This window comes from Harryflintia acetispora, assembly GCA_004340125.1.
Classification (GTDB): domain Bacteria; phylum Bacillota; class Clostridia; order Oscillospirales; family Ruminococcaceae; genus Harryflintia; species Harryflintia acetispora.
In genome coordinates, this window is sequence record SLUK01000002.1 from 118525 (window position 1) to 133235 (window position 14711).

General features: G+C 59.6%; 16 protein-coding genes and 1 other annotated feature. Of the genes, 13 read left to right on the forward strand and 3 right to left on the reverse strand.

Annotated features, from left to right (window positions below; translation table 11 throughout):
- The first annotated feature begins 40 nt into the window (after positions 1–40).
- Positions 41–457, forward strand: a complete 417-nt coding sequence (locus tag EDD78_RS03200; protein ID WP_079699474.1) for a DUF3842 family protein — start codon at positions 41–43, stop codon at positions 455–457.
- A gap of 177 nt (positions 458–634) precedes the next feature.
- On the opposite strand, the gene EDD78_RS03205 is transcribed toward EDD78_RS03200, so the two are convergent.
- On the reverse strand, positions 635–1846 hold the full coding sequence (locus EDD78_RS03205; RefSeq protein ID WP_132083940.1) for an AfsR/SARP family transcriptional regulator: 1212 nt from the start codon (positions 1844–1846) through the stop codon (positions 635–637).
- 229 nt (positions 1847–2075) lie between these two features.
- On the opposite strand from EDD78_RS03205, the gene EDD78_RS03210 reads away from it, so the two are divergent.
- Genes EDD78_RS03210 through EDD78_RS03245 form a run of 8 tightly spaced genes read left to right on the forward strand, consistent with a single transcriptional unit; the run spans position 2076 to position 7921 of the window.
- Positions 2076–2759 carry a class E sortase gene (locus EDD78_RS03210; RefSeq protein ID WP_132083941.1) on the forward strand — a complete coding sequence of 228 codons (684 nt, stop codon included), beginning with the start codon at positions 2076–2078 and terminating at the stop codon, positions 2757–2759.
- Positions 2760–2786: 27 nt separating this feature from the next.
- Positions 2787–3944 (forward strand): transglutaminase family protein, encoded by a 1158-nt coding sequence (locus tag EDD78_RS03215; protein ID WP_132083942.1) that lies wholly within the window; start codon positions 2787–2789, stop codon positions 3942–3944.
- A 21-nt stretch (positions 3945–3965) separates the two neighbouring features.
- Positions 3966–5012 carry a type II secretion system F family protein gene (locus EDD78_RS03220; RefSeq protein ID WP_132083943.1) on the forward strand — a complete coding sequence of 349 codons (1047 nt, stop codon included), beginning with the start codon at positions 3966–3968 and terminating at the stop codon, positions 5010–5012.
- A gap of 42 nt (positions 5013–5054) precedes the next feature.
- Entirely contained in the window at positions 5055–5390 is a 336-nt protein-coding gene (locus EDD78_RS03225; protein ID WP_079699470.1) for a hypothetical protein, read from the forward strand.
- 24 nt (positions 5391–5414) lie between these two features.
- Complete coding sequence (locus EDD78_RS03230) at positions 5415–5912, forward strand: DUF4860 domain-containing protein (protein WP_079699469.1); 498 nt, start codon at positions 5415–5417, stop codon at positions 5910–5912.
- Positions 5913–5929: 17 nt separating this feature from the next.
- Entirely contained in the window at positions 5930–6343 is a 414-nt protein-coding gene (locus tag EDD78_RS03235; protein WP_132083944.1) for a hypothetical protein, read from the forward strand.
- Positions 6344–6365: 22 nt separating this feature from the next.
- Positions 6366–6836, forward strand: coding sequence for a hypothetical protein (locus EDD78_RS03240; protein WP_132083945.1), 471 nt, complete (start codon positions 6366–6368; stop codon positions 6834–6836).
- Between the two features lie 20 nt (positions 6837–6856).
- Positions 6857–7921, forward strand: a complete 1065-nt coding sequence (locus tag EDD78_RS03245) for a type IV pilus twitching motility protein PilT (RefSeq protein WP_132084120.1) — start codon at positions 6857–6859, stop codon at positions 7919–7921.
- A gap of 51 nt (positions 7922–7972) precedes the next feature.
- Here EDD78_RS03245 and EDD78_RS03250 read toward each other — a convergent pair whose 3' ends face one another.
- Positions 7973–8983 carry an aldo/keto reductase gene (locus tag EDD78_RS03250; RefSeq protein WP_132083946.1) on the reverse strand — a complete coding sequence of 337 codons (1011 nt, stop codon included), beginning with the start codon at positions 8981–8983 and terminating at the stop codon, positions 7973–7975.
- Positions 8984–9370: 387 nt separating this feature from the next.
- On the opposite strand from EDD78_RS03250, the gene EDD78_RS03255 reads away from it, so the two are divergent.
- The 3 genes from EDD78_RS03255 (at position 9371) to EDD78_RS03265 (ending at position 11850) form a co-directional block, all read left to right on the forward strand.
- The gene (locus EDD78_RS03255) at positions 9371–10519 is read left to right on the forward strand and encodes an acid shock protein (RefSeq protein ID WP_132083947.1); all 1149 of its coding nucleotides are present in this window, start codon (positions 9371–9373) and stop codon (positions 10517–10519) included.
- 132 nt (positions 10520–10651) lie between these two features.
- Entirely contained in the window at positions 10652–11146 is a 495-nt protein-coding gene (locus EDD78_RS03260) for a MarR family winged helix-turn-helix transcriptional regulator (protein WP_165873091.1), read from the forward strand.
- Between the two features lie 29 nt (positions 11147–11175).
- Complete coding sequence (locus tag EDD78_RS03265; RefSeq protein WP_079699463.1) at positions 11176–11850, forward strand: response regulator transcription factor; 675 nt, start codon at positions 11176–11178, stop codon at positions 11848–11850.
- A 15-nt stretch (positions 11851–11865) separates the two neighbouring features.
- Here EDD78_RS03265 and EDD78_RS03270 read toward each other — a convergent pair whose 3' ends face one another.
- The gene (locus EDD78_RS03270; RefSeq protein ID WP_132083949.1) at positions 11866–12198 is read right to left on the reverse strand and encodes a hypothetical protein; all 333 of its coding nucleotides are present in this window, start codon (positions 12196–12198) and stop codon (positions 11866–11868) included.
- 274 nt (positions 12199–12472) lie between these two features.
- Positions 12473–12724 (forward strand) — a binding site (T-box leader).
- Between the two features lie 57 nt (positions 12725–12781).
- Between EDD78_RS03270 and aspS the strand changes: the two genes are divergently transcribed.
- On the forward strand, positions 12782–14590 hold the full coding sequence (aspS, locus tag EDD78_RS03275) for an aspartate--tRNA ligase (RefSeq protein ID WP_132083950.1): 1809 nt from the start codon (positions 12782–12784) through the stop codon (positions 14588–14590).
- Positions 14591–14711 lie beyond the last annotated feature (121 nt).

Here is a 14711-nt window from a genome sequence, read left to right on the forward strand (position 1 = left end):
GCAATAAATTCTGACGGATAAAATGAGGGAGGACGAGAGTTTGAGATTGGTCGTGATCGATGGCCAGGGCGGCGGGATGGGCCGCAGTCTGATCGAGCAGGCACGCGCCGACTTTAAGGATTTGGAGATTATCGCGGTGGGGACCAATGCGCTGGCCACTGGCGCCATGCTGCGCGCGGGAGCCAACGCGGGGGCGACTGGGGAGAGCGCCGTGCTCTACAACTGCCGCCGGGCGGACGTTATCATGGGCCCCATCGGAATTGCGCTGCCCTACTCCATCCTGGGCGAGATTTCCCCCGCCATGGCCGAGGCGGTCTGCCTGAGCGAAGCGAAAAAAATTCTGCTTCCGGTCTCCAAGTGCAACGTCCGGATCGTGGGGATTATGGAAAAGCCGATGGCCAGGTATGTGGAGGATGCGATCGCACAGCTGCATGCGCTGCTGGAGAAAGCGGAATAAAACATATGGCCGTCCTGCGGGCCTGGCCGCTTTTGCTGCTTCGCCTGTGCCCAGCAGTAATAAAACTGCCCTCCCCAAAATGGGGAGGGCAGTTTGTGTAGGTTAGCGGGAATGTAAAAACCCAAAACTCCCGCAACGCTTATTTTAGCATTCCCGGGTCATATCCCGGTAACAAAATCACTCCACCGGGTCGAGCGGCTGCAGGGTGGTGTGGATTTTGACCGGCGCGCCCTTGTGTTCCTGCCAGAAGCGGCGGGTAATCCGGTCCATCACCATCTGGCCGTTTTCAAAGGTCAGCGCCGGCAGCATCAACACGTATTGGGTCGTGCTGAAGCGGGAGACCACGTCCCCCCGGCGCAGGCTGGTGCGTATGGTGGAAAGCAGCTGGTCCATCACAGTGCCCAGCACCTTGGTTTCGGGGATGTTGCTGCGCAGGTCGGTCAGGGTGAACAGGGCGATGAAGATCGACTGGCCGGTGCGCGCGGCGGCGCGCGCCTCGAGGCGGTAGAGGTTCTTGAACACCTCATAGTCGCAGTAAAAGGCGCTCTGCGCCTGGCTGTGCTCGCGCAGGTCCTCCTTGATGATGCCAAGGTCGGTCTCCACGCTGTTGACCGTTTTGAGGATTTCCCGGTATAAATCGCGCATGGCCTCGCTGGGCTTGACCCCCAGCTCGCGGTAGAACAGGTCGGTGACGTAGTTATAGTGCTCCAGCGCCGCGGACTGCTTGTTCTGCCTGACCAGCGCATGGATGAGGCAGAGGTGCGCGCGCTCCTCAAAGGGGTCGATGGCGTTGGCCCGCTCGCAGATCATGCGCACGTCGTCGTACCGCTCGGAAAGCATGAGCAGCTCGCAGCATTCGTAGACGCATTTAAAATAGGCCGAGCGGTAATAGCTGCTCAGCGGAACCACCCACTCCTCATAGCCCGAGGTCGGAAGGAAATCCCCCCTATAAAGCTGCAGCGCCTCGCGGTAGCGCGCGATCCGCTCCCCGGCGGGCTGCACGGGGTTGGCGGCCTCCTTGCAAAGACGCTCGAACTCCTCGGTGTCCACCACGCAGGGCAGGTCGTTGTTCCAGCGGTAGGCGCCGTGATAGAAGGTGATGATCTCCTTGGCATGGGGCAGGCCGTGGGAGGTAAAGGTAGAGCGGATCCGGTAGACCAGGTTTTTGAGCGCGTTGGCCGGGTTTTCGCTGTCGTCATTGGGCCAGAGCGCGGCGATCAGCTCCTCCTGGGAGATGGTCTTGTGGCGGAAGGCGATCAGGTATTCCAAAAGGTTCCAAAGCTGATGGGTGCGGCTGATGGTATCGCTGATCACCTTATCTCCGACCGTCAGCTTGAACCCGCCGAGCATCTCGATATGAAAAACGGTTTCATTCTCCGCCTTTGTCATAAAACCATCCTTTCCCTTGGCCGTGGCCTGTATAGCTTGCACACGCTTATATCTCAGTTTAGCACGTTTTTCACTTTGACGGAACCATAATTTTAATTTTTGTAATGTTTGATAAATTTTTGACAAAGTGGCCGCGTTTCTGAGCGGTTTGCACAGCGGATGAAAATAAGTTTTGCTTTTATGCTCACGGGAGATTATAATAGAATATGACTACGAAGGGGGGCCGCCGGTGGGGAATCAAAAGCAACGCGCGAAAAAGCCTGATGCGATCCGCCTGCTGGGGCTGATCCTGGTCGTCGCGGGGATCGTGCTGATCGGCTATTACCTCTACATACATTATGCCGGGCGGCTGCACAGCCGCCTAAATCTGGACCCCTCCCCGGCGCTGACGGTCCCTGCCGAGCCGGGCGAGCCGCCGCAGGAGGATGCGATCCTTTACCCGACCGACCGGCTCTTTGTCACCGACGAGCGGGCGGCATACGGGGACGGGGAGATGACCCTTCGCATCCCGCGCCTGGGGCTGGATGCCCCGGTGCTCGCCGGCACCGGGCCCGAGGTGCTGCAGCGCGGCGTGGGGCTCTATGAATATGCCCAGCTGCCCGGGGAGGGGAACCGCAACGTCTCGATCGCCGGGCACCGGGACATCTACGGGGCCGAGTTTTACTATCTCGACCAGCTGCAGGAGGGGGACGCTTGCTACCTCGACTACGGCGGGCGGGAGTATACCTATATCTATCAGGATACCGCGATCGTCGAGCCGGACGATTGGGGGCCGGTCTACTGCCGGGAGTACGGCTGCCTGACCCTGACCTCCTGCGACCCGGTCGGCACCTCCGAGCGGCGGATCGTGGTCACGGCGCGCCGGGTGGACAGCGCCCAAAAAGAGAAGGAAGCGGACGCGGCGCAGTCCTAGTCCGGTTGGGGGAAAGGGGGAAGACGCATGAGGAAAGGCCGGCTGTTTGGCGTGGCCCTGCTGATTCTATATCTTTTTGCCGGCTGCGCCTCCGCCTCTCCCGACGCAGGGGGGCATGTCGAGGCCATCCAGTTGCCGCAGCCGCAGCAGGCGTCATCTTCGTCTTCCCCTTCGTCCGCTGCGCAGTCGGAAAGCCTTTCCCGGGAAATAGCGGAGCCTTCCGAACCGGAAGCGGCGGCCGCTTCGTCCTTGCCCGGTCCGGAGCCGGAAAGCCTTACCCGGGAAACAGCGGAGCCTTCCGAACCGGAAGCGGCGCTCGCCTGTCTGGCCGGGGTGCAGGAGGCCTCCTCCAATCAGGGAGGCGCCGCCCAGGTGCTGACCCCGACAGCGCCGGGGGACAAGACCTTTAGCGACCCCGGGGTGTCCATCGACTATTCCAACGCCGAGCAGGGTTACGTCATGGTCCAGTACAGCGGAAGCAATCCGAAGGTCAAGCTCCAGATGAGCGGGAGCAACCAGACCCTGTATACCTACACGCTGCGCAAGGGCCAGTTCGACGCCTTTCCGCTGACCTCGGGCAACGGGACCTACACTTTGAAAATTTATGAAAATGTCTCGGGCAGTCAGTACGCCCTGCTCGCCAGCCACAGCTTCGAGGTCCAGCTGCGCAGCGCTCTCTCGCCCTATCTTTACCCCAACCAGTACGTCAGCTTTACCTCCTCGAGCGCGGCGGTGGCGAAAGGAGCCCAGCTGGCCGAGGGAGCGAAGGACAATCTCGAAGTGGTGCAGAGGGTCTATAACTTTGTTACCGAAAACGTGGTATATGACGATGGCAAGGCGCAGAGCGCGGCCGCCGGCTCGCTGACCGGCTACCTGCCCAATGTGGACGACACCCTGCGCTCCGGCAAGGGGATCTGCTTCGACTACGCCGCCCTGATGACCGCCATGCTGCGCTCGCAGGGGATTCCCACCCGCCTGGAGGTGGGCTACGTCACGGGGGGGATTTACCACGCATGGATCAGCATCTATCTGCAAAACGAGGGATGGGTCAACGGGATCATCCACTTCAACGGGAAAAAGTGGACTTTGATGGATCCCACCTTTGCGGCCAACAGCGGCGGCAGCGAGGAAGTCAAACAGTTTATCGGCAACGGAAGCAATTACAGCACCAAGTTTGTGTATTGAGCATAAGGGAGGCGGGGACAAGTGCCGCGTGAAAAGAAATTAACCTCCAGGGAAATTTCGGCCTTCTGCGCCCAGATTTCCGTGATCCTCAAATCGGGCATCCCGGTGGAAGAGGGGCTTGCCATCATGCAGGGGGAGATGGAAAACGAGGAGGGCAAAAAAATTGTGTCCGGCCTGCTCGAAACGGTCGGGCGGGGCGAGCCGCTGCATGCGGCGCTGCTCCAAAGCGGCCGCTTTCCCAAGTATATGGTGGACATGGTGGAGATCGGCACCCAGTCCGGGCGGTTGGACGAGGTGATGGACTCCCTGTGCGAATATTACCAGCGGGAGGAGGACATCGCGAGCGGCGTGCGCACCGCGGTGACCTACCCGCTGATCATGATCGCGATGATGGTGCTGGTGATCGGGGTGCTGCTCATCAAGGTGCTGCCGGTCTTTGCCCAGGTGTTCGAGCAGCTGGGCAGCGAGATGTCCGCCTTCGCGCGCAGCGTAATGGCGCTGGGCAGCCTGATCGGCCGCTATTCGGCGCTGATTTTGGGCGTGTTGGTGCTGCTGGGGCTGCTCTTCTGGCTGCTGCGCCGCACCGAAGGGGGCCGGCGGATGCTCGACCGGTTTTTAGATTCCTTTTTCCTCACCCGCAAGCTGCGCGCCAAGATTGCCTCGGGACGGTTCGCCGCCGCGATGGCCCTCATGCTCTCCAGCGGGCTGGACACCGACCAGTCGCTCGAGATGGCCAAGCGGCTGGTGGACAACGAGCGTACCGGCCTAAAAATCGCGCGCTGCCAGGAGCGGATCGCCGCGGGCGAATCGTTTTCCCAGGCGCTGGGCGAGGCCGGGCTTTTTGGCGGCATCTATGCGCGGATGGTGGCGGTCGGCTTCAAGACCGGCTCGGCGGATACGGTGATGGGGAAGCTGGCCGACCGGTATGAGGAGGAGATCGACGCGCAGATTGCCTCGCTGGTCTCGGTGCTCGAGCCGACGCTGGTGGCCATCCTCTCGGTGATCGTGGGGATGGTGCTCCTCTCGGTCATGCTGCCGCTGATGGGAATCATGTCCTCGATCGGCTGACCGGGCAATCTTTGAAATTTGCGGGAAGGGGGTGCCGGACAGATGAACCGGTTTGACAAAGCGGGGAAGAACCGTCCCGGATGGCTTCATGTCCTTTTGCCGGTGCTGGCCTTCTCTTTGCTGCTCGGGCTGTTCGGGTACGGGCTGCAGTCGGTTTCGGCCCTCACCGAGAGCGAGCGGCTGCGCACCACCAAGGAGGCTGTGGTGCGCGCGGCGGTGCACTGTTATGCGAGCGAGGGGATGTATCCGCAAAGCCTTTCGTATCTCGAGGAGCACTACGGGCTGACCGTCGATACACAGGACTTCGTCGTGGATTACCGCTGCTTTGCCTCCAACATTATGCCGGACATCACGGTGATCCCGAGAGACGGGGAATAACTTAGCAGGGAAGGGGGCGCTCCTATGCGCAAACATGCCGCCTTGGGCGGGCATATGGTGGATTTTCTCTTTACCATCGCGCTCTTTTGCGCCTTTGCCGCCACCTCCCTGATCGTGGTGATCATCGGGGCGAACGTCTACCAGGGCACGGTGCGGGGGATGAATGAAAACTATGCCCTGCGCACCTCGCTGAGCTATGTTTCGCAGAAGGTGCGCCAAAACGACGGGGCGGGCGAAATACACATCGGCACGCTCGATGGGGTCCCCGCGCTGGTGCTCGAGCAGCCCTTTGATTCGGGGAGCTATCAGACCTGGATTTATTATGACGACGGCTGGCTGCGTGAGCTGTTTACCCGCGCGGACGCAGACGCCGCGCCCGCCGACGGGCAGCCGATAGTGCAGCTCGCCGGCTTTGAGATGGAGCAGGATCAAAACGGCATGCTGACCTTTACCTCCCGCGACGGGGAGGGGGGCAGCGCCGAGATACGGCTCTGTCCCCGCTGCGGCAAAGGGAACGAATGAAGACGGGAGGTGAAGGGATGAAGCACAGGCACGCAAAGTCCGGGCTCTTTTTGTTCGAGCTGATCTTTGCCATCCTCTTTTTCGCGCTGGCCAGCGCGGTCTGTGTGCGTCTCTTCGCCGAGGCGCATCTCACCAGCCTGCACAGCCGGGATTTGAGCCAGGCACTCACCGAGGCGCAGAGCGCCGCCGAGTGTTTCAAGGCTTCGCCAGACGATTTGCGCCAGCTCGCTTCGCTGCTCGGCGCGCGGCAGGAGGGAGATACGCTGGTGCTCGACTATGGTCACGACTGGTCCAGGACGGATCAGGAGGGGGAATACCGGCTGGTCCTCTCGCCACAGGGCGGTACGCCCGCCGCTGCACAGATCACGGTTTCCAAAGAGGGGCAAGTGGATCCCCTTTACGCCTTAGAGGTGAAGAAATACCAGCCATAGGCGGGGAAAGGAGGGGGCCGGAATGAAAAAAAGGACGCAGATGGGCCTGGGGGTCGGGGCTTCCTCGATCCTGCTCATTTTTGTGCTGCTCTGCCTGACCACCTTCGCCACCCTTTCGCTGGTCTCGGCGCAGGCGGATGCGCGCCTGAGCGAGAAGACGGCCGAGACGGTGAGCGCCTATTATGAGGCGGACGCGCGCGCCGAGGAGCTGCTGGCCCAGATCGGCGAAGCACTGAAATCCGTCCCGCCCGGGGAGGGATATCTGCAAACCTGCGCCGGGCTGCTCGCCACCATCGATGGGGTGGACGCCTTGCAGGATGACGACGGGCTGGCCGTTTCCTATCAGGTTGCGGCCGGGGAAAACCAGCAGCTGCAGGTCTCGCTGACAATCCCCGCTACGGGCGGGTACCGGCTGACCGGCTGGAAGACAGTAAATACGGCCCAGTGGCAGGAAGAGGAGCCGATGAGCCTCTGGCCGGGCGAACTCGGCTGAGCGAAGGGATGGAAAAGCAGATGGACGTGACACAGATTCTAAAGGAGGCGGTCGGGCGCAAGGCCTCGGACGTCTTTATCGTGGCGGGCCTGCCGGTGTCCTTTAAGATCAGCGGGAACATCCAGCGGGTGGATGAAGAGAAGCTGCGCCCGGAGCATACCGAGCAGCTGGTGAAGGAAATCTACACGCTGGCCCACAACCGGGACATTGCGTCGGTGACCAAGGGAGGGGATGACGACTTCTCCTTCTCGATCCCCGGCGTCTCCCGCTTCCGGGTGAGCGCCTATAAGCAGCGCGGCTCGTTGGCCGCGGTGATCCGGGTGGTGACCTTTGAGCTGCCCGACCCGAAGGAGTTGTGTATCCCCGACGTGGTGCTCGGGCTCGCTGGGCGCTCAAAGGGGCTGGTGCTGGTGACCGGCCCGGCCGGGAGCGGGAAATCCACCACCCTGGCGTGCATCATCGACGTGATCAACCGCACCCGCAGTGCGCATGTCATCACGCTGGAGGACCCGCTGGAGTACCTGCACCTTCATAAGAAGAGTATCGTCAGCCAGCGGGAGGTCATGACCGACACCGAAAGCTACGTCAAGGCCCTGCGCGCCGCGCTGCGCCAGTCTCCGGATGTGATCCTGCTCGGGGAGATGCGGGATTACGAGACCATCAATGTGGCGATGACGGCGGCCGAGACCGGGCACCTGATCTTCTCCACCCTGCACACCATCGGGGTGGCGAACACCATCGACCGGATCATCGACGCCTTCCCGCCCAACCAGCAGCACCAGATCCGGGTACAGCTGGCAATGGTGCTGCAGGCGGTGGTTTCCCAGCAGTTGATCCCCACCGTGGACGGCAAGGTGGTCCCGGCCTTCGAGGTCATGCTGGTCAACGGGGCCATCCGCAATATGATCCGAGAGTCGAAGGTCCATCAGATCGATTCGGTCATCTACTCCTCGGCCGGGGAGGGGATGCTCTCGATGGACCAGAGCCTGCTGGAGCTTTACCGCAGGGGGATCATCTCCGAGCGGGACGCACTCACTTATAGCGCCAACCAGGATATGATGGCCAAGAAGCTCAAGGCGTTATAATGTAAATAAAAAAAGCAGGGCCGCCGGCGATTGCCGGCGGCCCTGCTTTTTTTATTTCAGGAAGGTCTTGTAGTCCTCGTAGTTGCGCCGCAGCAGATTGGGGGTATCCAATCCATAGGGGCAGTGCTGCGCACAGTGGTTACAGCCGATACACGCATCGATCCGCGACATTTTTTCCTGCCATTCATCGGTCAGCCATTGCGCGCTGGGGGAGCGCCGGATCATTAAGGACATCCGCGCGCTGGTGGGGATGTCGATTTTGGCGGGGCAGGGCAGGCAGTAGCCGCAGCCGCGGCAGAACTCGCCCAGCAGCTCACTGCGGTCCTTCTCGATGATGGCCGAGAGCTCTCCGGTCATGGCGGGGGGATTCCCAATATAGGAGAGGAATTCGTCGAGCTCGCTTTCGCGCTGCACCCCCCAGATGGGGAGGACGTTGTCGAACCGGGCGAGGAAGGCGTAGGCCGCCGCGCTGCTGGTGATCAGCCCTCCCGAAAGGGCCTTCATCGCGATGAAGCCGACGTTTTTCTCCTTGCAGAGCCGCACCAGCTCGAGCTCCCGCTCACTGGCAAGATAGGAAAAGGGGAATTGCAGCGTCTCGTAAAGCCCGGATTCCACCGCTTCCCTGGCGACGTTCAGGCGGTGGTTGGTGATCCCGATATGCCGTACCTTTCCCAGCTCCTTGGCCTTTCGCATGGCCTCATAAAGCCCGCTGCCGTCGCCCGGCTTGGGGCAGAACGGCGGGTTATGGAATTGGAGGATGTCGACGTGGTCGGTCTTCAGCAGCCGCAGGCTGGTGTCGAGGTCATTCCAAAAGCCTTCGGCCGTGAGCGCCGGGGTCTTGGTGGCGAGATAGAATCCGTCGCGCTCCTCCGAGAGGGCCAGTCCGATCTTCTCCTCGCTGTCGGTATAGCTGCGGGCGGTGTCGAAGAAGGTCATCCCGCCCCTGTAAGCCTTTTGCAGCAGATATGCGGCCTCCTCCTTGGAGATGCGCTGGATCGGCAGCGCGCCGAACCCGTTTTTATCGACCGTGATCCCGGTGCTTCCGAGCGTCACCTTTGGCATGCCCGATTCCTCCTCTAACGTTGTTGTCCAATATTTATTGTATAGCAGGAGGAAGGCTTTGTCCAGTCCCGGAATTTTGAGACAAAATTGTAATTTGTCTATAGTTCCAGTGACAGAGAGGAAATCATTTCAAACCTTTTGATTCATTGATTATTCATAATGGAAATAAATAATTAATAAATAAGAAATATTAAAATATAGAATACATCAGTTTGACATAAAAGTAAAATTTTGTTATAGATTAAGAAATAAATCGTTTCATATAAGGCTTTTTATTTTTGTTTCACCATTTTGTAATCTTTTCTATAATGAAATCACGGTAAGGGATGAAACTTAGTGGAGAGATCCCACACCAGTTTTGATTTTAAAGAAAAGAGGAGAAACACAATGAAAAAAGTACTGGCTTCAGTGCTTGCTGCTGCGATGGTTCTCGGCACCGCTTCCGTAGCGTTCGCCGCCAACAACGTTATCAGCAAAACCAAAAAGGGTTCCTATGCTTACTCCCTCGTCGTTGACAAGGATTCTGACAACGCCACCTATGAGACCGGCGCCCCCTACCTCGTGACCTATGGGCCCGATGATGCCGGCACCGATGTGGAAGACGCAGGTAACGAGGCTGAGATCGTAATCGAGCCTGACGGTGACCTGAGAATCACTGACATCGACGTTCACGTCAACACCAAGAACGTGACTGCCAAGGTAAAGAAGAACGATGGTCTTACCTATACCGACAAAAACGGTAAGGAATACAAATCCCCTGTGTTGACCCTGAAGGGCAACGCTGGCCTGCGCACCTTCGAGTTCGAGGACTACGAGGTTGAGGTTGACCTGACCATCGGCGATGCGGATAAGACTGGCGGTCTGCTTGCCAAGGGCGCTTCTGCCGAGAAGGACATCACCATCACCGTTAAGCTGGACGAGGGTGTTGCCTACTCCCGCATCCAGGAATTTGAGGAAGACACCAATTACACCAACAGCAAGACCAACGGTGTTGTTTACAACTTCGACGAAGTGATCGGCGACGAGTCCAGAATCCGTGCCAACGACTATGTTGATGTGTACTTCAAGGGCAACTACGGCACCGATTACGAGAACATGAGACTGGTTGACGACGACATCGATGAGATCGTTGATTTCTTCGGCGACGTTGACGTTGACTGCTATGACTTCATTGCTAATCCGAAGTTTGCTTCCAAGGTCAAAGTCATCATCGACGCTGACTCCGGCTCTGTGCTCTACGAGTACAACAAGAAGACCGGCGACGTGACCAAGGTTGACGCTGAGTATGAGAGCGACGGCTGGGCGTTCGAGACCAAGGTTCTCGGCACCTACATCGTGGCTGAGGAAGAGTACGAGGAAGGCACCATCTCCAAGGACGGCGAGACCTCTTCTGATGAAGAGACCGAAGAGCCCACCGATGGCGACAAGACCAACCCGGGCACCGGCGCTAACGACATGGTCGGCGCTGCCGCTGCCATGGCGGTCGTCTCCCTGGTAGCTGCTGGCGCTGTTGCGTTCAAGAAGGCTTCCAAGTAAGCGATTGTTCCATTGGCTTTCGGGCATGAGAGGTTTATTGGAATTTCCTCCTCTGCCATAAAGCAAATAACGATAAGCCCGACCTACTCTCCAGGGTCGGGCTTTTCTCCTGTCATGAGGGTGGGTATAAAAATGGAAGGAAATAACAACTCGATTTATAAGGAGCTTTTCCAGCTGGAATATTACCTGCAGCGGCGGGTGGACGAGTACCTCTTCTCCCACGGCTTGGATGAGGCGGGGTATCAGTTCCTGGCCTATATCGGGGCTCACGGCGGCTGTAGGGTCGGCGACGTGGAAGCGGCGGTGCAGATGGACCGCGCGGCGGTCAACCGCAAGCTGCGCGCGCTCGGGGAGCGGGGCTTCGTGATGAAGCGGGGGAGCAGGAGCGACCGGAGGATCATCCTGCTCTATCTCACCCCGGCGGGCAGGGCGGTGACCAGCGCGGTCCGGGAAATTCTCAAGGAATGGGATGACGAAATGCATCGCCAGCTCGGAGAACAGGACTGCGAAGCCCTGTCTCAGATCATAGAAAGGCTGGCCGAGGCGACCCGGCATGAGCAGGCGCAGCCCGCACCCCAGCCTACGCACGACGGGCTGCATCATGTCAAAATACGGGCCGAACACTGAGCGTTTGGGGGAGAAAGAGGGGAACGGCAATGTTTACGGTTTTGGCGGCAACGGGGGACGAAACCTTAGCGAAGCGCCTCTATGAGAGTCTCGAGGACGGGGGCTATCATTGCTTTCCCGCCCAGGACGGAGAAAAGGTTTACTTTTTGCTGGACAATTTTCATATCGACCTGCTTGTCTGCGAGGCGGCGCTGCCCGGGAAGGATGGCTGCACCATCACACGGGAGCTGCGCGCCGCTCAGTTTTCGCTGCCCATCCTCCTGCTGGCTGGGGAAAACTCGCTCGAACAGAAACGGGCGTGTTTTCTGGCGGGCGCGGACGACTGCATGCCAAAGCCTGTTGAGATGGAGGAGCTGCTCCTGCGGGTATCGGCGCTGCTGCGCCGCGCGGGCGCGGCCAGCCGCCACAAGCTACAGATCGGCGAACTGGCTGCGGACTACGATACCTTGACGGTTTCCACGCCCGACCGGAACATGAAGCTCCCCAAAAGGGAATTCGAGCTGCTTTTTAAGCTGCTGTCATCGCCCGGGCAGACCTTCACCCGCCGCCAGCTGCTCGACGAGCTGTGGGGGCTGGACACAGGCGTGGACGAGCGCACGGTGGATGTACATATCAAGCGGCTGCGCGCCCGCTTCAAGTACCGCCAGGAGTTCCAGCTCGTCACGGTGCGGGGGATCGGATACCGTGCAAAACTGACGCGCTAAATCTGTAATGCCATTTTACTTTACAGAAGTGGAGAATCCGCTTGACAGCAGGAGTTGATCCAATTCCTCGCGGTCCCGGCGCCATTGCTCCCGATAGCCTTGCAGCAGCGACCGTCCGATTCCGGTGATCCGGTAATGGGGCAGGGCCATCCCCTCATAGGGCCACTCGCACCCCTCGAGCGCGCCCGAGGACAGAAGCTGCTGCAGCGCCTGGTCGAATGGTTCGCTCTCCAGGTTCAGCCTCTCTTGCATCGCCCTGCTTGGCAGGTATATGCGGGTCCCATCCTCACAAAGCAGGGCGAGGATGCAGGCCGCTGCCGCTGTCTGGCTGTCCCGCCAAAATGTCATGCAAACACCACCTCCATCCCTTATTCTAGCGTTCTCATATGAACGGAATATGAACCGATATATTGACTTTGATATATTGACTAAACGCGGGAAGTGTGGTGAATATTCCTAAAAACGGCGGGGAATAACAAAACGGAACCGGGCGTTTGTGATGAAGATTCTTCCTGCCGGCAATCACCGCTTGACAAGATGGGCCGGGCAGAATATAATCAATCACAACAAACAGCAAGGGCGCTGCGGATTAAGTCCGTAGCGCTTTACGCTTACAATGATGAAAATGGCATTGATGGGAAGAGTAGCCCAAAGGAAGGGGCGGCAGAGAGCCGGGGTAGCTGAAAACCGGCGCCTGTGCCTTTGGGGGAAGAACATCCCGGAGCCGCTGACCGAACGGGAGGCAAATGTTGCCCAAGTAGGCTCAGACGCGGGGCGGCGCGTTACAGCCGCCAGCCATAGTGTGAAAGAGTGGGTTTCCCTTTGGGGAGCCTATTTGGGTGGTACCGCGGAAGGAAGGCCTTTCGTCCCAATTTGTGTGGGACGAAAGGCCTTTTTGGTTTTGCGGGACCTGATAAAGGAGGAGTTTTTGATGAAACGGACCGATTATTGCGGAGTGCTGTGCGAAAGCGATCTGGGCCGCACCGTGACGGTGGCGGGTTGGATCAGCGCCAAACGGGACATGGGCGGGGTAATCTTTCTGGACCTGCGGGACCGGGAGGGAATCTTACAGGTGGTCTGCGATGCAAGGAACCTCACCCAGACCGATTTCCATACGGCCGAGGGGCTCAAGAACGAGACGGTCGCAATTATGAGCGGAATGATCCGGGAGCGGGACGAGGAGACCTATAACCCGAAACTTGCCACCGGGACCATCGAGCTGGCGGCGGATTCTCTCGAGGTGCTCAGCGAGGCCGGAACGCTGCCCTTTCAGCTGGACGACAGTAATAACGTGCGGGAGGAGCTGCGGCTGCGCTACCGCTTTTTGGACTTGCGCCGGCCCGAGATGCTAAGAAACCTGCGCTTTCGCCACCGGGTCGCCCGGGTGGTGGAGGACTACCTGGACCGGGAGGGCTTCCTCTCGGTCGAGACCCCCATGCTCACCAAATCCACCCCCGAGGGGGCCCGGGATTATCTGGTGCCTTCGAGGGTCCATCCGGGCGAGTTCTACGCCCTGCCCCAGTCGCCGCAGATCTTTAAGCAGCTTCTGATGGTGGGCGGGATCGACAAATACTATCAGTTCGCGCGCTGCTTCCGGGACGAGGACCTGCGCGCCGACCGGCAGCCGGAGTTCACCCAGGTGGACATGGAGCTCTCCTTCGTGGACCAGGAGGACATCCTGCTCCATCTCGAGCGGCTTTTTAAGCACATTATGAAGGAGACGATGGGGCTGGATTTCCCTGCGCCCTTCCCGCGCATCACCTGGCAGGAGGCGATGGACCGCTACGGCAGCGACAAGCCGGACCTGCGCTTCGGGCTGCCGATCGTGGATGTCAGCGACATCGCAGCAAAATGCGGCTTCTCGGTGTTTTCTCAGGCGGCAAGGTCGGGGGGCTGCGTGCGGGCACTGAACGTCAAGGGCAAGGCGGATTTCACCCGAGGCGAGATCGAGGCGCTGACAGACAAGGCCCTCGGCTACGGCGCCAAGGGGATGGCCTGGATCGCCGTGCGCCAGGACGGGGAGCTCTACTCGGTGCTGACCAAATACTTTTCAAAGGATGACATGGACGCTCTGCTGGAGAGGGTAGAGGCGGCTCCCGGGGATTTCATCCTCTTTTGCGCCGACGGCCTTCCCACTGTGCGCCGCACGCTGGGCGGGCTGCGGCTGGACCTCGCCGGGATGCTTTCGCTGCGCCGAAAGGGGGATTTTTGCTTTTTGATCGTCACCGACTTCCCGCAGTTCGAGTACTCCGAGGAGGAGGGGCGCTATGTGGCGACTCATCATCCCTTTACCATGCCTTATCCCGAGGACGTGCAGTATCTGTGCAGCGAGCCGGGACGGGTGCGCGCCCAGGCCTACGATGTGGTGCTCAACGGCGTCGAGCTCGGCAGCGGGAGCATGCGCATCCACCGCCCCGATATCCAGGAGAAGATGTTCGAGGCGCTGGGCTTCTCAGAGGCGGAGACCAAGGAACGCTTCGGTTTCCTGGTGGACGCCTTCCGCTACGGCACCCCGCCGCACGGCGGCTTTGCCTTCGGGCTGGACCGCCTGGTCATGCTGCTGCTGGGGGCCCGCTCGCTGCGGGAGGTCGTCGCCTTCCCGAAATTGGGCGACGCCTCCTGCCCGCTGACCGGCGCGCCGGGGATGGTGGACCCCTCCCAGCTCGAGGCGCTGGGACTTCATATTCAGATGCCGGCCTCGAGGAGGACAAGACGGCATAGACTTATCTGTGAAGAATAAGCGAGCGGGAGGGGAGAGGTTGAGGGCCATCGGAGAAATTTTGAAAGAAATTCTGTAGATACTATTAAAAATAGCAGCTGCGCGCTATTTTTACAATTCTTATGGCCGACCTACGGTCATG